Source organism: Kamptonema sp. UHCC 0994 (assembly GCF_029167235.1).
Lineage (GTDB): Bacteria > Cyanobacteriota > Cyanobacteriia > Cyanobacteriales > Microcoleaceae > Kamptonema.
Genome location: NZ_JARFTR010000274.1, coordinates 13,560 through 29,726 on the forward strand (window position 1 = coordinate 13,560; position 16,167 = coordinate 29,726).

16 protein-coding genes are annotated in these 16,167 nt (G+C 42.9%); 9 read left to right on the forward strand and 7 right to left on the reverse strand.

From position 1 onward, the window contains the following. The first annotated feature begins 107 nt into the window (after positions 1 to 107). Positions 108 to 1,823 (forward strand): CapA family protein, encoded by a 1,716-nt coding sequence (locus tag PY364_RS24330; protein WP_275570286.1) that lies wholly within the window; start codon positions 108 to 110, stop codon positions 1,821 to 1,823. Between the two features lie 373 nt (positions 1,824 to 2,196). Here PY364_RS24330 and PY364_RS24335 read toward each other — a convergent pair whose 3' ends face one another. Then, positions 2,197 to 3,240: a PfkB family carbohydrate kinase gene (locus PY364_RS24335; RefSeq protein ID WP_275570287.1), complete on the reverse strand. Its 1,044-nt coding sequence runs from the start codon at positions 3,238 to 3,240 to the stop codon at positions 2,197 to 2,199. 96 nt (positions 3,241 to 3,336) lie between these two features. After that, positions 3,337 to 3,897 (reverse strand): response regulator, encoded by a 561-nt coding sequence (locus PY364_RS24340; protein WP_275570288.1) that lies wholly within the window; start codon positions 3,895 to 3,897, stop codon positions 3,337 to 3,339. Between the two features lie 178 nt (positions 3,898 to 4,075). On the opposite strand from PY364_RS24340, the gene PY364_RS24345 reads away from it, so the two are divergent. Continuing rightward, positions 4,076 to 5,092, forward strand: a complete 1,017-nt coding sequence (locus PY364_RS24345; RefSeq protein ID WP_275570289.1) for a lipoyl synthase — start codon at positions 4,076 to 4,078, stop codon at positions 5,090 to 5,092. Positions 5,093 to 5,291: 199 nt separating this feature from the next. Beyond that, a complete protein-coding gene (gene psaX / locus PY364_RS24350; RefSeq protein WP_019486856.1) occupies positions 5,292 to 5,438 on the forward strand; it encodes a photosystem I protein PsaX in 147 nt (48 codons plus the stop codon). Positions 5,439 to 5,530: 92 nt separating this feature from the next. On the opposite strand, the gene PY364_RS24355 is transcribed toward psaX, so the two are convergent. After that, positions 5,531 to 5,908: a hypothetical protein gene (locus PY364_RS24355; protein ID WP_275570290.1), complete on the reverse strand. Its 378-nt coding sequence runs from the start codon at positions 5,906 to 5,908 to the stop codon at positions 5,531 to 5,533. Positions 5,909 to 6,112: 204 nt separating this feature from the next. Here PY364_RS24355 and PY364_RS24360 point away from each other — a divergent pair, with 204 nt between their 5' ends. After that, the gene (locus PY364_RS24360) at positions 6,113 to 6,709 is read left to right on the forward strand and encodes a DJ-1/PfpI family protein (protein WP_275570291.1); all 597 of its coding nucleotides are present in this window, start codon (positions 6,113 to 6,115) and stop codon (positions 6,707 to 6,709) included. A gap of 88 nt (positions 6,710 to 6,797) precedes the next feature. Here PY364_RS24360 and PY364_RS24365 read toward each other — a convergent pair whose 3' ends face one another. Next, a complete protein-coding gene (locus PY364_RS24365) occupies positions 6,798 to 7,688 on the reverse strand; it encodes a sugar ABC transporter permease (RefSeq protein WP_275570292.1) in 891 nt (296 codons plus the stop codon). A 60-nt stretch (positions 7,689 to 7,748) separates the two neighbouring features. Between PY364_RS24365 and PY364_RS24370 the strand changes: the two genes are divergently transcribed. The 3 genes from PY364_RS24370 (at position 7,749) to PY364_RS24380 (ending at position 9,627) form a co-directional block, all read left to right on the forward strand. Next, positions 7,749 to 8,324 (forward strand): GNAT family protein, encoded by a 576-nt coding sequence (locus tag PY364_RS24370; protein ID WP_275570293.1) that lies wholly within the window; start codon positions 7,749 to 7,751, stop codon positions 8,322 to 8,324. A 157-nt stretch (positions 8,325 to 8,481) separates the two neighbouring features. Next, positions 8,482 to 9,066 (forward strand): phosphoribosylglycinamide formyltransferase, encoded by a 585-nt coding sequence (purN, locus tag PY364_RS24375; RefSeq protein WP_275570300.1) that lies wholly within the window; start codon positions 8,482 to 8,484, stop codon positions 9,064 to 9,066. A gap of 36 nt (positions 9,067 to 9,102) precedes the next feature. Next, the gene (locus tag PY364_RS24380; RefSeq protein WP_275570294.1) at positions 9,103 to 9,627 is read left to right on the forward strand and encodes a dihydrofolate reductase family protein; all 525 of its coding nucleotides are present in this window, start codon (positions 9,103 to 9,105) and stop codon (positions 9,625 to 9,627) included. Positions 9,628 to 9,758: 131 nt separating this feature from the next. On the opposite strand, the gene tatC is transcribed toward PY364_RS24380, so the two are convergent. Then, a complete protein-coding gene (gene tatC / locus PY364_RS24385; protein ID WP_275570295.1) occupies positions 9,759 to 10,607 on the reverse strand; it encodes a twin-arginine translocase subunit TatC in 849 nt (282 codons plus the stop codon). Positions 10,608 to 11,006: 399 nt separating this feature from the next. On the opposite strand from tatC, the gene PY364_RS24390 reads away from it, so the two are divergent. Next, positions 11,007 to 12,296 carry a CHAT domain-containing protein gene (locus PY364_RS24390; protein ID WP_275570296.1) on the forward strand — a complete coding sequence of 430 codons (1,290 nt, stop codon included), beginning with the start codon at positions 11,007 to 11,009 and terminating at the stop codon, positions 12,294 to 12,296. A gap of 187 nt (positions 12,297 to 12,483) precedes the next feature. After that, entirely contained in the window at positions 12,484 to 14,868 is a 2,385-nt protein-coding gene (locus PY364_RS24395; RefSeq protein ID WP_275570297.1) for a hypothetical protein, read from the forward strand. 77 nt (positions 14,869 to 14,945) lie between these two features. On the opposite strand, the gene PY364_RS24400 is transcribed toward PY364_RS24395, so the two are convergent. Beyond that, the gene (locus PY364_RS24400) at positions 14,946 to 15,275 is read right to left on the reverse strand and encodes an iron-sulfur cluster assembly accessory protein (RefSeq protein WP_275570298.1); all 330 of its coding nucleotides are present in this window, start codon (positions 15,273 to 15,275) and stop codon (positions 14,946 to 14,948) included. A 232-nt stretch (positions 15,276 to 15,507) separates the two neighbouring features. After that, on the reverse strand, positions 15,508 to 15,930 hold the full coding sequence (locus PY364_RS24405) for a cupin domain-containing protein (protein WP_275570299.1): 423 nt from the start codon (positions 15,928 to 15,930) through the stop codon (positions 15,508 to 15,510). Between the last annotated feature and the right edge of the window lie 237 nt (positions 15,931 to 16,167).

Genomic DNA, 16,167 nt, shown 5'->3' on the forward strand with positions numbered 1-16,167 from the left:
TTACGGATATTATGTCCTCACCGTCTTGGCGATTGCTATAAAATTTATGGCGATCGCTCTTTTTTTGATGAAATGATAAACTCTATCTGTTGGTGTGAGGAAAGAGAGTGAGTCAGCAAGAGATTTTAACATTAGCCAAAGAAGGCGATGCAACTGCGATCGCATTTCTCATTAGTCAAGCACTAGGAACCAAGGGCATAGCCGTCAAAGCCACCCGTCAAAACACCTGTCTGCATCTATTACTAGAAGCAGAACCACTACCCGCCCAAGATGCCTGCATCCGAGTCATCGTCAAAGGCTTACTTCGCCTCGAACCAGCCCAAATCTACTCTATCAAAGTTTATGGGCGGCGAACCAGCCAGCAATTAGCTGGTTGGACTCAAATCGTCGAACTCAAACAACCCTTGGGGAGTGGGGGAGCTAGGGAGCAGAGGGGCGGGGGAGCACAGGAGGGGGGGAAAATTCCCAGTTACCAGTCCCCAGTTACCAGTTATCAGTCACCAGTCACCAGTCACCAGCCTCCAGTCAACCGTCACCCATTACCCAAAAGGACAACCGGAAATCCTTGGCTTCTAGTCGGCTCCGTTAGCATTGTACTCATCCCCTTATGCGGCTTCGTGCTCAGATCTCAACTTCAACAACCCCCCGCAACCATCTCAAGTACCTCTGAGAAGCTACTACCCTTAAAGCCAATCCCATCTACATCAGCCTCTCCAGCTATACGCATTAGTCAAAAAGCGGTCGCTAAGCCTATCTTAAAACCTATTCCGAAACTTGTAACAACTACACAAGTAACGGGTAAGGTGACAGAGGTTTCAAACATAACTTCACCATCTCCAAAAAACGCACAATTTCCAGCAGAAAATATCACCATCAAAGCCGTTGGTGATATCATTCCTGGCAGCAATTATCCTTACAATAAACTTCCCAAAGACGAGAAGATTTTATTTAAGTCAGTCAAGCCATACCTGCAAGGAGCAGATATTTTATTCGGCAACTTTGAAAGTACATTAACCGACTATCGTTACAGTTCCAAAGGTGGCGGCGGTGGAATGCTGTTTGCCTTTAGGACACCTCCCAGCTATGTCAAGCTGTTAAAAGATGCGGGCTTTCATATTTTGAATGTCGCTAATAACCATTCCTGGGATTTTCACGAGCAAGGATTTAAAGATACGATTAAAAATATCGATGGTGCAGGTATGACTGCTATTGGTAAAAAAGGTCAAATTGTCTACAAGAATGTCAAAGGTGTTAATGTTGCCTTTATTGGTTTCAGCAACTATGGTGAGGTTCACAACTCTCTATTAGAGCTGAAAGCGGGGGAAGCAATTGTGAAAGAAGCCAAGAAAAAAGCTGATATTGTAGTCATATCCGTTCATGCTGGAGCCGAGGGAACGGGAGCTCTCAGAGTTCCAAATCACAATGAATTTTTCTTTGGTGAAAATCGAGGGAATATGGTGTTATTTTCCCACACTATGATTGATGCTGGTGCGGATTTGATTTTAGGACATGGCCCCCACGTTAACAGAGCTTTAGAACTGTACAAAGGAAAATTAATCGCTTATTCTTTGGGCAATTTTATGGGATATCGCAGCCTATCAACTGCGGGAGAACTTGGGGAATCCTTGATTTTGCAAGTACAAATGAACCCTAAAGGAGATTTTATTTCTGGTAAGATTATCCCAGTACAGCTTAATGGGCAAGGGATACCTGCTATTGATAATAATTTTAGGAGCGTGGGGCTAATTCGTAATCTGACAAAAGGTGATTTTCCTAATACACCATTGAAAATTGATGAGAAGGGGCAAATTTTGAAAAAATGAAATTGGTAATGGCTAATGGCTAATGGCTAATGGCTAATGGCTAATGGCTAATGGCTAATGGCTAATATCATGTCCGGCAATTACAATCCGTCATTGCGAGCGAAGCGAAGCAATCGCAAGGTGTTGGGATTGCTTCGCTTCGCTCGCAATGACAAGTATTTAACCAGATATAATATGACAAGTATTTAACCAGATATAATATGACAAGTATTTAACCAGATACAATATGACAAGTATTTAACCGGACATGATACAAATAGTAATTGCTAGTAAAATTTAGGTTGAGTGAAGCAAAGCAAAATCCAACGCTATCAATTAAATTTGTCAACAGTTAAGCGTTAACCATTAACCGTTAACCGTTAACAGTTAACCGTTAACAATCTAAACTAAGGAGCGATCGCAAAGCTTCCTTCATCTCATCTATAGTTGTCGTCGCAGTACCAAATTGACGCACCACAATACTCGCGGCCAAATTCCCTAAAACAGTAGCTTCCCAACCAGACGCACCAACACACAATGCTAAAGTCAAAGCTGCCACCACTGTATCACCAGCACCAGTTACATCAAATACGTCCGTCCGATTAAAAGCTGGGATATCCTGCTTATAGATTTCCCCATCCTTCATCCTTTCAAACAAGCTCATTCCTTCCTCGCCGCGAGTAATCAACATTTGTTGAGCTTGAGTTAAATTCAGAAGGTCACGCCCTGCATTCACCAAAGTTGTAGAGTTCTTAATTGCATATCCTACCGCCTGCTCAGCTTCCGGTAAATTAGGCGTAAATAAAGTCGCTCCCGCATAGCGATTCAACTCTGTTTGAGCATCTACAATAGTTCTAGGGTGAGACACCGCCGCTTCAATTACAGCCGCAGTCAAAACACCATCGCCGTAATCGGAACAAACCACAGCATCGACAGTATCTAATTGTTGGCGGATATACTCTGCTAATTGCAACTGTAAATCTAAATCGGGCAATTCATCCGACTTGCGATCGACCCTTACAATTTGCTGAGTTACCGACTGACGAGCATGACCAGAAATTCTAGTTTTCGTAACAGTCGGACGGCTGGGGTCAATTAAAATGCCAGTAATATCAATGCCCGCATCTTCAAAAATACGGCATAAAGCCTGTCCTTGGTCATCTTTACCAACTAAACCGGCAACTTTGACTTGACCCGCCAGTTTAGCAAGATTATAGACAGCATTTGCGCCGCCTCCGGGCAATTGCCTAGTATTTTCGTGGCGCAGAATCAAAACAGGCGCTTCGCGGGAAATGCGCTCGACTTGGCCTGTGAGAAATTCATCAAGAGTTAAGTCCCCCACCACTAAGACTCGCGCCTGGGAAAAGAGATCCAATCGTTGTGTCAATTGCTCAGCCGAGCCGCGCACTTGAGCCAAAAATGAAGAATCTAAAGACATTATTCAGTGAAACATTGGGCAGTGGGAGACGAGGAGACGGGGAGATGGGGAGAATTCTCAGTTAACAGTTAACGGTTAACAGTTAACCGTTAACTATTACTTCAACTTTTGCTTAATGATGGTCACAACTTGAGTTAATTGTTTCTTGAGAGCGTCAATCTCAGCCTGCATTTTAACTATTTTGTCATTGAGAGCCTTAATGTCAGCAGCTCCAGCTCCACCTCCGGCGGCTCCGGCTGATTTAGCCTCTGGTGCGTCTGGCTCTTGCGGGCGCTTTTTAGCCAAAATCATGGCTAATTTAATCGCCTCAGAGAGCTGCTTTTTCTCGAAAGGCTTTTCGATAAAGGCGAAAAAATACTTGTCAAAGGGTTCTGGAATTTTATCCGTCACCTCTTCTTTGCGGCCTGACATGACCACGAGGGGAATCTGCCGGAGTTCGGCTTGCGATTGGATCTTTTGAAAAACCTCCCAGCCGCTTACTTTAGGCAGTAGGAAATCCAACATGATCAGGTTCGGGTGTGCTTGACGGATGAGCTTGAGCCCTTCTTCGCCATCTTTTGCTTCTAGGACTTCAAAGTTGCCGGCTGGCAACATCTCTCGCACCCGCACGCGGATGACTTTGCTGTCATCGATTACTAGGATTTTGTTACTTGCCACGACTGACTCCTCTGCTGATGAGTGAGGGTTCCCAACATTAAACTATATTCTTGCAGAATTACAGCAAGAAAATTGATTGTATTCCAAACTGGGATGAAACTGGGATAAATTTCCGGCAGCTAGTCTGGTTAATTTGGTCTAGGATCGAAGCGCACAGAAGCAGAGTAACCAAACTTTTATGCCTGCCCAAACCAATTTAACTTTTACAAGTAAGCCGGATGATTCTCATCTTACCTCCTTAGTGTCGCCGATGCCTGCATGGTTGCGTCGTCCGATTGGTAAAGCTAGTGAGTTGTCAGAGGTGCAACGAATTATTAAGCAGCGCCAGATACATACTATTTGCGAGGAAGGGCGCTGTCCTAACCGGGGAGAGTGTTATGCCCAGAAGACGGCGACTTTTTTGCTGATGGGCCCGACTTGTACTCGTGCTTGTGCTTTTTGTCAAGTAGATAAGGGGCACGCGCCGATGCCTTTAGATCCGCAGGAACCGCAAAAGGTGGCGGAATCTGTGCAGTTGTTGGGTTTGCGTTATGTGGTGTTGACTTCGGTGGCGCGGGATGATTTGTCTGATGGCGGTGCGGGTTGGTTTGCGATGACTATGGAGGCGATTCGTGAAGTTAATCCGCTGACTGAGATTGAGGTTTTGACTCCTGATTTTTGGGGCGGGGGTGGGGGAGCAGGAGAGCGGGGGAGATGGGAAGATGAGGAAGATGGAAATCTCCCCTCTGCCCCTCTGCCCCTCTGCCCCCCATCTCCCGATCTCAGCAGTTCCCAATGGCGGCGAATTGCCCTAGTTGTGGCGGCTAAGCCTGCTTGTTATAACCATAATGTTGAGACGGTGCGGCGACTGCAAGGGCCTGTGCGGCGGGGGGCGAAGTACGATCGCTCTCTTGATGTTTTACGTATTGTTAAGGAAATTAATGCCGATCTTCCTACGAAATCGGGCTTAATGCTGGGACATGGGGAAACGGAAGCGGAGGTGGTGGTGGCTTTGGAGGATTTGCGGGGGGTGGGGTGCGATCGCCTAACTCTGGGTCAATATATGCGCCCTTCTCTGGAACACTTGCCAGTTCAAAAATACTGGACACCGGAGGAATTTGACCATTTGGGTGCGATCGCGCGGGAAATGGGCTTTTCTCATGTCCGATCTGGCCCCCTCGTTCGTAGTTCTTACCACGCCGGAGAGAGCGATTAAACCCCTACCTCAGAAAATTAGGACTTACGCAAAATCATAGTACGATCGCAGTCTGGGTGGTCAATGAACCGCCAGGATGGCGGCGTTACGTAAATCATCCGTAAGTGCTGAAAATAACTCTTACGAATAGTGCAAATAGGTAACGCTCTCTGGTATTTCTAAATACAGATACGGCTGAATTAATTAGGAGCTTTAACCTATGGCAGAGATATCCAATAACCAACTCAACTCGGACTCCGTGATGAAAACTGGTAAGCCCCCTTACACCTTCCGGGCTGCCTGGTTCCTGCTACTTTTCGGTCTCAACTTGTTAATGGCAGCATATTATTTCCACGTCATTCAATAGTTGGTGCAATCTGACCCTTGCACGAAATTTTAGCCCTCAGTCCCAACCCCTCTGCCACTCTAAGGTAAAAGGTTGGGCTGGGCTTCTCTGGCTTAGCGATTGCTGGGCTGGGTTGTTGACGACTCTAGCTGGGATAGTCGCTGTTGCATTTTGATTACGTCTTGCTTAATTTCGATCACCATTGTTGCTAAATTGTCAAACATGGGGTCTGCCGATCGCATTCTGGGACTTGTTCTAGTTGTACCGGGACTCGTTGGCGGTTGCGATCGGTTAAATCCTGAAGCTTGAGACTCTAACCTATTAATTTGTCCCCTGATATCGGAAATTTGACTCTCCAATTGAGTAATACGGTATTCGAGTTGGTAAGAGCCTTGAGCGGGTGTAAAAATTGGTAAGGTAATTATACCTAAAAATACACCAATACAGAAAATTACTATTTTTTTGATGCGATCGGGTATGATTTTGAGCATGGCTTTACAGTTGTAGCGGCTGCATTTTCTACACTAACAACTGTTTCAGATTTTGTGTCTCTATCAGAGGTAAGTAGTCGGACATAAATAAACGTAACTATGTCATTGCGAGGAACGAAGCAATCACAAGCCTTTGGGATTGCTTCGTTCCTCGCAATGACAAGCAATATATATGTCCGACTACTTATGTATTAAGCTAATTTTATGACAACTAAGAAAGTAGCAATTTTTATCTTTGATGATGCCGAAGTGCTTGACTTTGCCGGGCCTTTTGAAGTGTTTTCTGTCACCTCAGAATTAAATAACCGTGAACCTTTTGCTGTTTGTACTGTTGCGGAAAAATCCGGTGCTATCTCAGCTCGTAATGGTCTGAGTATTAATCCCGATTATACCATATTAAATTGTCCACAACCGGATATTTTAATCGTACCGGGAGGGATGGGAACTCGAATTTTAATGAATCATCAGCCTGTAATTGATTGGATAAAATCTTGTGCGAAAACAGCAGAATTAGTGCTTTCTGTCTGCACGGGTTCGCTACTTTTGGCAAAGGCGGGTTTATTAGAAGGTTTAGAAGCGACAACTCATCATAAAGCCTTTGATTTATTAATAGAAATTGCTCCGAATACAACTGTTGTGAAAGATCTCCGATTTGTGGACAATGGCAGAATTATTACTTCTGGGGGAATCTCAGCAGGAATTGATATGTCTTTATATGTTGTTGGTAGACTTTTAGGAAAAGAAAAAGCTGAGCAAACAGCAAAACACATGGAATATAAACAGTTAACAGGTAATGGCTAATGGCTAATTGCTAATGGCTAATTGCTAATGGCTAATTGCTAATGGCTAATTGGGAAAAAACGCCTCTTCTTCCTTACTTCCTTCTTCCTTAAGAATCTTCACCCCACACCTTTAGCTGTAAATAAACTAACATTAAAGCTCCAGCCATCAACAAAGTTGCCGCCGCCGCTGCATAACCGAAATCAAATTGAGCAAAAGCTTGGTCATAAATGTAATAAACTAACAAATTAGTAGAGTTTAAAGGGCCGCCGCCCGTGATAACATAAACTTGCTCAAAACTTCTCAGGGTAAAAATAGCAGTAGTGACAGTAGCAAAAATTAAAGTAGGTCGCAAACCTGGTAAAGTAATGTGCCAAAATTGCTGCCAAGGCCCAGCACCATCTAATTCTGCGGCTTCATAACGGTTGATAGGAATTGCTTGTAATCCAGCTATAAATACGACCATATTAAAGCCTAACTGCTTCCAAATACTTAACAAAATCAGCACTGGCATTGCCCAAATTGTACTATTTAACCAGGGGACAGGATTTAAACCAATAGCAATTAATAAATTATTAACTGGCCCTTCTGTTTGAAAGAGCCACCGCCAACTTAAGCCAACTGCAACTAAGGAGGTAATAGAAGGGATAAAATAAGCAGTACGAAGAAAACCTCGCAAGGCAAACGATCGATTTAATAATACTGCCAAACCTAAAGGTATAATTAAACTGGGAATGACAGTAGCAACACTAAAATAGAGAGTATTGCCAAGAACTTGCCAAAAATCAGGGCTAATTAGCAAACGGTAGTAATTATTGAGACCAATTAAACGCATACCCGAACGAGTGAAACTACCAGCGGTAAAACTGAGGTAAAATAAATAAATGATGGGCCATAAGACAAAAGTAACCAGCAAGATGAGAGATGGAGCTAGAAAAATCCAAGCCGCGATTGTGTCATTATCCAGCCAGTGAAAATGCCTAGATTTACTCGGAACCATTTGATGTTATATTTTAATTTTTAGCTCTTGAATTGTATCATAATATCCTAGGAAGTGAAAGTGGAAACTCAAGATATATTCCGAAATCTGACAACCTTAGAAACTGAGCGGTTAATCCTGCGAAAGATGACTTTAGAGGATGCGGAAGATATGTTTGAGTATGCTTCTGACCCAGAAGTGGCAAAATACACTATTTGGAATGCTCATCAGTCTGTAAAAGATACCAAATTCTTTCTAAATACAGTAGTTGAGCGCTATAAAAATCGCCAAATTACTGACTGGGGTATTATCCATAAAGAAGATGGAAAGTTTATTGGTACTTGTGGATTTGCTGAATACTATCTAGCTCACAACCGCGCCGAAATTGGCTATGTACTTTCTCGGAAATATTGGAAGCAAGGGTATATGAGCGAAGCAGTTGGTGCTATAATTAAGTTTGGCTTTCAAACGATGAAGTTAAATCGAATTGAAGCTAGATGTGAAGTTGAAAATATTGCTTCAGCTCGCGTAATGGAAAAAGTAGGGATGGAATTTGAAGGTATCTTGAGGCAGCATATATTTACTAAAGGCAAATACTGCGACCTAAAAATTTACTCGATTCTGAGACAGGATTTTTTTGGAAAAAAATATGCTTAGCAAGCAAGCTAAAGTGGTAAAATGTTGTAAACACCAATAATGTCCTACTGGTTCCAGTCTACAATAATAGTACAATAATAGCAAAAAGCTTATGATTACCACAATTGTTGATTCTAAAAATTGTTTGATTTCTCCTGATATTCCACCTATAGAAAAAATGGGAGATTCACCTTTAAAATTGGGAATTCTTGCCTCTGGTAGTGGCAGTAATTTTGAGGCAATTGCTGAGGCGATAGAGAACCAGCAACTCAATGCTCAAATTCAAGTCGTAATTTATAACAATCCCGATGCCAAAGTTGTATTGCGAGCTCAAAAATTTGGCGTTCCTGCTGTTCTTCTCAATCACCGTAATTACAGTCGTGAAGAGTTAGATGCAGAAATTGTCAAGACTTTTCGAGAATCTAATGTTGACTGGGTAATTATGGCCGGCTGGATGCGAATTGTCACCCCAGTTTTGCTCGACGCTTTCCCCGAAAAAGTTATTAACATTCACCCCAGTTTATTACCTAGTTTCCCTGGAATTAGAGCCATTGAGCAAGCCCTAAAAGCTGGGGTTAAAATAACTGGTTGTACAGTTCATATTGCCCATTTAGAAGTTGACAGCGGCCCGATTTTAATGCAGGCCGCAGTGCCAATATTGGCAGGTGATACAGCAGAAACTTTGCACGCTAGAATACAGGTACAAGAGCATAAAATAGTGGTGGGTGCGATCGCACTTTTAGCTGCTAGGTCTGCTAAATAGTTATACTAATTATCCCAATAGCAATCTTTCTACTTTATGCGGAAAATACGATTATTTATTGCGTCTAGCCTTGACGGATATATTGCAAGAACATCAGGTGATGTTGATTGGTTATTCACCGACTCTGACTACGGTTACGCTGAATTTTTTGCCCGAATTGACACATTAATTATGGGTAATAATACATATCAGCAAATTCTTGGTTTTGGAGAATATCCCTACAAAGGTAAAGAAAGCTTTGTGTTTTCAAACTCCCTTTCTGGCACAAAAGATGACAATGTGGAATTTGTGGGGGGTGATTTAAAACAATTCATCAATAAGCTACTCAATATGAGCGGCGGTGATATCTGGTTAGTTGGTGGCGGTCAGACAATTCATTATTTCTTAAAACACGGTTTGGTTGATGAAATTATCCTTTCAATTCACCCTATTATTCTAGGGGATGGGATTCCGCTGATTGTGAAAGATACTAACCTAGAAATAGTGCTTAATTTGAAAGATGTAATAAAATATAGCTCCGGGTTGTTACAAGTCTTTTATGATTTGAAACTGGAGGAGTGACAAAGAGGGCTATAAAGTATCTCCCATAAGGGTTACAGCCTGTATGCCTTGTTGATAAAAGAGCGGTAAGTAACGCGGCCTTCTGGGCGGTTAGGATACCGCCTGGAAGGCGGCGTTACGGATATCAGAACTCATCGTCCTAAAAGCTTCACCAAACCAACTCCGGTAAAGTAAAGACCCAGAACGGCTCCCCCTAAAAGAGTTTGAGTTAGAGGGTCAGTAGAAGGTGTTAAAACTGCTCCTAAAACAGCCGCACCTAGAATCACATATCGCCAACCAGAAAGCATTTGGCCTGAAGAAACAATTCCTAAAATACCCAAAATTACTTGAACAATTGGGATTTCAAAAGCTAAACCAGTGCTGAACATTAGCAGCAACACAAACTCGAAATATTTGTCAATTGACCACAACTGCTCAACAACACCTTCCCCATAGCTAACAAAGAAATTTAACGCCGCAGGAATTAAAAGCAAGTAAGAAAAAGCCAAACCGCCTACAAATAAAACACTAGACCCCAAGAAAACAGGCCCCATCAATCGGCGCTCGCGGCGAGTTAGACCTGGTAAAACAAACATCGCTATTTGGTAAAGTATGAAGGGGCTAGCAACCAATAAACCGCTGTAACCAGCGACTTTCAGCGAGACAAAGAAAAATTCTCCCGGAGCTAATTGTATAAATTTCAACCCATTTGCCGGAATTTCTAGTAGTTGTACGATCGGTTTAACTGTCAGAAAACAACCGATCATACCCCCAGCGACAGCAAGCAGCGAATAAAAAATCCGCTGTCGCAATTCTTCTAAATGGTCAAACAGCGACATCTCTACCTCATCAGGGAGTTCATTGAGATATTCCCCTTCTAGGTTGCGAGGTGCGATCGCAGCGTCATTAGTCGTTGCAATACTTAGATTTTCTGGGGTGGCGGGTGGGAGGTTATTATCCGAACCCTGTTCGGGTGTCTCCGGGTTAGAAGGCAGCGTCATAATCGATTTGAGAGTTTAAATTTGAAATTAGGGAAACACTTATCCAGAGATCGACGACTTATAAAGCCTATGTGAACTATTGTATCGAGGTTAGTTGCAGTGCGAAAGTCTTTTATCAGGTATTTGTGCTGCTGAGATTGCTTATATCACCTCAACTCCCCTTCTCTGTTACATCAAAGAGTCGTTTTACGTAAATTCTGGTTAAAAATAAGCTAGAGAGCTATTTTTAAATAGAAATGTATTTTTCCCCTGCCCCATCTTGGCTTCAATCTGATGAAAATAGCAGTATCATTGAAAAGAAATTGGATTTATTTTATATCTATGCGTAAGAGCAGACTTTTTTACTTTTTACTCGTTACTTTTTTCTTGTTGAGCTTTTTGTTGAGCTTAAGTATTCCCATGACTTTTGCTCAAGATAGTAGCACGGATGTGCTTGAATACCCAACAATCAGAAATCTGCTTGATGAAGGCAACTATGCTGAGGCTGTAGACAGAATTGAGAAAGATTGGGAAAATCAATATCAGTCATATTTTAAAGAAAGTTTTTCACCTCAGTCACAGACGGCTGACCAAATAGCACAAACTCTCTCACGCCTAGCTGTTCAAACTAAGAAAAAGCCAGCCTTAATCTATATTCTTCCCCGTGCAGATCAACTGGAATTACTGTTACTAACTCCCGATCGTCCTCCTTTCCGCCAAAGTGTTCCCGCAGCTAAACGCGAGGCTTTGCTTCCAGTTGTTAAACAGTTTTTTGCTGAAATTACTAATCCGAGAAAAATTAACAGCACTAGCTATTTAAGCACTGCTCAGCAACTTTATCAATGGATAATTGCACCTCTAGAATTAAATTTACAAGCTCAAAATATCGATACATTACTATTTTGTGTCGGTAATGGATTGCGTACTTTACCGCTGCCAGCTTTGCATGATGGAACTCGTTTTCTGACAGAAAAGTACAGTCTAGCCCGCATCCCTGCTTTCCAATTTACAGAATCTAAATATGCTGACCTCAAAAACTCGAAAGTTTTGGCAATGGGGGCCTCGGATTTTTCTAATTTTTCCGAACAACAACCTTTACCGGCAGTGCCATTGGAATTAAAGGCGATTTCTCAACAGTGGCCGGGTGAATCTTTTCTGAATGAAGATTTTACTTTAGTTAATTTACAGTCGGAACGGTTGCGGCAACGTTTTGGTATTATTCATTTAGCAACCCACGCAGAGTTTAAGGCTGGAACTCCTAATAATTCCTATATTCAGTTTTGGGATACTCCTTTACGGTTAGATCAAATGAGGCAGTTGGGGTGGAATAATCCGCCTGTGGAACTATTAGTTTTAAGTGCTTGTCGTACTGCTTTAGGTGATAAGGATGTGGAGTTAGGATTTGCCGGTTTAGCAGTACAAGCGGGTGTAAAATCGGCTTTAGCTAGTGTTTGGTATGTTAGCGATACGGGGACTTTAGCCTTAATGAGTGAATTTTACCATCAGTTGCGGACTGCACCTATTAAAGCTGAGGCGTTGCGACAGGCTCAAATTGCGATGATTCACGGTAAAGTGCGTTTGGAAAATGGTCAGTTGCAAAGTTCTAGGGGTGGAATGATCTTACCATCTGAGTTTGCTGAAATTGGCAATGAAAATTTATCTCATCCTTACTATTGGGCGGCTTTTAGTATGATTGGGAGTCCTTGGTAATTGTTAGTTGTTAGTTGTTATCTTACGTAACGCCGCCCTCTGGGCGGTATCTCTACCGCCCAGAGGGCGGCGTTACAAACAATTAAGCAATTTATTCTAAATTCTAATTTTTTAATTTTTAATTACAAAGTGCTACGAAACATGATATTCTGAATGATACTAGCTGTTTCGTGTGCTGTAGCCACTCATGGAAAACTGGGAATTTCTGCTACAGAAGGAAGGCGATCGCGCCTGGTTGCCTCTGGAATCGCCCGATGTGGAAATTCTGGAAGGCCGCTATCGCGTTGTAGCCCGTTCTACCCTTGCCAATGCGGAGATCGAGGTTCGCATTACTCACCAGCTTACGGATGAAGTACCTCCCCAGCGACGAGTTCAGAAGCGATCGACTCGGACTAACCCGGAAGGGTTGATGGTTGTCATTCCCTACACTAGCCTCAAACCTGGAATTTGGGAACTCTGCTGTTTGGAAAATTCAGGGGGAGATTCAGGGGAAATTAGCCAGCATCTGGTTCAGTTGCAAGTTTTGCCAACTGAAGATTATTTAGAGTTAGAAGAGTCTTTTAGCCCAACTACTGAGGACTCTACATCCACGATCGCATTTTCCCAACCAGAGGGGACAACGACAATTTCAGAAGCCTCAGTATCCGCGATCGCGAAGCCAGCAGATATCCCAACTTCCCAGGAAGCAGAACCTTCTAACCCCTCCCCAGAAAAACTTGAAGCTACACAGGTACAAACTTCTGTAGATAATAACGCTGAAAACAGTTCTCCAAAAGCTATTTCTGCTGAAGCAAAGACTAAACTAGAAAAGTTGCGTGGGCGTAGCCAGCGGTCGGTATCGCCTTTAACCGAGAAATTATCAGTTTCACCCCTAAATTCTACACCAGATACTTTAGATATCTCCGAATTTGACCTGCGGCTAACCTTAGAAAAGCAAAGCTACGTAGCTCAATTAGGTCAGCCTTTGATTATTTACGGGCAAGTTGAGATTGCAGAAAAGTCCGAATTATCTAATAGTAAGGCACTCACCCCCGAAATTCAAGCGGAACGATTGCAAAGAGCGATCGCGAAATTACAAGTACAAATTTGCCTCCGCGATCCCCAAACTGGCAAAGTTTTAGTAGATACCAGACAAACACTGCCACAGCAGCTTTCTCCTTGTATTTTTGCCTGCGTTATTTACCTGCCTTCCGAATGCAAAACCCGCTTAATGTTGGGAGAAGCAGTGCTTTTGGATGGCACGACATTACTAGGAACGGAATCTTTCACAATCACAGCCCGTTTGGAAGATTTACTAGAAGTAATTGTCCAAAATTTTAGTGAAGAAAACCATCAAGTAACTACTCCAGAAACATTAGCAAAGCAGGAAGAAGCAAACTTAAATCAATCTTTTGCTAATCTGACAGAAACTCTTAAAGAAGCTACGCCAGGGGAATTTCCACTTTCACCACGAGGACAACTCCCGCCTCAAATTACAACTCGCCCAGGGGCGATCGCACCAAATCAATCTTTAGATTTACCAGCATTTGGTCAGGGACTTAGCGATAGTAGCGGTAAAATGTCTTCCTCAGAAATTGCCCCCCTGTTGGTATTGGCCGCAAATTTAGAGAAAAAGCCAAAAAGTGAGGAATCGAAGGTTGTACCACTGTTCAAGGCTACTCCTACTTTCAGCGATTTATTAGTAACATCGGTTCCAGAAGAGTCAAAAGAAACAAACGATCGTCCTAGTATTAATTCGGAAGCGTCTACCAATTCAGAATTGGATGCAAATACGGGATCGGACAGTGGTTTAATGATGTCAGAACCACAGCTTGCAGATTCTCCGCCTGCGGTAGAACAAGGATTTCGAGGTTTAAAACTGCAAGATCGGTTTTTGACGCGGCTGAGCTCTTTGGCGAATGATACCGAGTTTTCGGATTGGCTGAAGGCAAGTATGCCACCATCGCCGGAAAGCTTGGATATAAAGGGAGAAGAAGGTTTAGGAGAGATTTTGACCTCAGATGGGGTTGAGGGGAAATCAATCCCAGAGGATGCAGAAATTAATGGTGGCGATCGCCAAACCAGTTCCGCAACTCCGGGTAAACCTGACTGGGTAGCGAGGGAGTTTGTCGTCTTTGACGATCCGCTACCATCGCGACAGGTGAAAAAGGTGAACGTAGAAGTAGAAAGCGATCGACAAGGACAAACTCAGCGTACTCCTTATGTTTTACCAGAAGAGGAGCCAGTGCCGACTCCAGTTTTGGACGTGCTCAGTAAGGAAATTGTCGCTGGGAGGCTAATTAAAGTCCGAGTCCGTTTACCGGAACTGATGCCTCGGATTTATGTCAAAATCTGGGTTTACGATCGCCAAAGTTACGTAATTTTAGATGGGCCGCGTTGGATCGCGGAGTTTTCGCCGAATGGGTTAGGGAATATTGAAGCGATCGCTGAGTTAGAAATTGCCTATGGGAGTTTAGAAGTAGAATTTGAGGCGATCGCAGTGGAAATGCAAACTTTGCGAGAAAGTCATAAAGCGACAGTTCACCGTCGAGTTGTACCTCCATCCGCTCCTAGTTTACCATTGGATAAGTGAGGTTAGAATTTATTAGTTTGTCTGGTAAGATTTATGCAGAAATAATTACCAGAACCTCGAATATATTCAACGCAAATTTATTCCTTTAGGCTAAACGAATTGCCACAACTACAATTTTGGCTAGCATTAGGATTATGAAATCGGAAACCCCCGCCCATCAAATCCTCCGAGTAATCCAAAGTAAGACCATTAACATACATAAGTTGTTGCGGATCGATCGCTACTTGGATACCCTCAGATTCATACACCAAATCGTCAGGATTAAGATTGTCATCAAAAGCCATTGTATAAGACAAGCCACAGCAGCCACTAGATTCAACACCAAGCCGAAATAAAGCATTGGGATTGGGATGCTTAGACTTAAGACGCATTACTTCAATGGCTGCTGGTTTGTTTAAATGAATCATTAAAAAAATTTATAGCTAGGGGCTAGGGTAAGAAGGGGCTAGGGGCTAGGGGCTAGGGGCTAGGGAAGAAGGGAAGAAGGGAATAGAATCAGCGGGTTTCAGCAATCAGCGAGTGTCCTAACTGCAAGAAGGTTGCTATAGCAATGACAATTTAGAAGTCAGAATCAAAGACTGGATTCAGCCTTTGAGAATAATTTTTACATATTTCAGGATTCCTGACTTCCTCAATTCTCTATTTAGCCTTAGATTCTGTACGAGCGTAGTCGTCTTGAAAGCGTATAATGTCATCTTCTCCGAGATATTCCCCATTTTGTACCTCAATTAGGATCAGAGGAATCACACCGGGATTTTCCAGCCTGTGAGAGTGACCTTGAGGGACGTAGGTAGACTGATTGCTAAAGATAATTTCTTCTTTCTCATTGCAGGTAACTTTAGCAGTACCAGAAACAACAATCCAGTGTTCGCTGCGGTGGTGGTGCATTTGCAGACTGAGGCGATGTCCCGGCTTTACTTCAATCCGCTTAATTTTATATCCGCTTCCTTCTTCGAGAGTGGTGAAGGAACCCCAAGGTCTCAATTCTGTGGCCGCAACTCCAGTGGAGGTGCTAGATGTGCGTAGAGTGGAAACCTGAGCAATTTCTTGAACCTGAACCATGATTTTCTCTCCTTCAGCTTTAAGGCACTAAAATTACCATAGCAAATTCATCCTAGCTGCTGTTAGTGCGATCGCACCAATTAGCTCAATCTACATTAAGTCTTCATCCATAGTAGCTTTTTCTTTAAACAAACTTTAACTCACAGAATAAAGCTTGAGATTGCTTCGTGCAGTTCGCAATGACAATAGTAGGAATTAATTACGCGAAAGTATCTGTAACGCCGCCCTCTGGGCGGT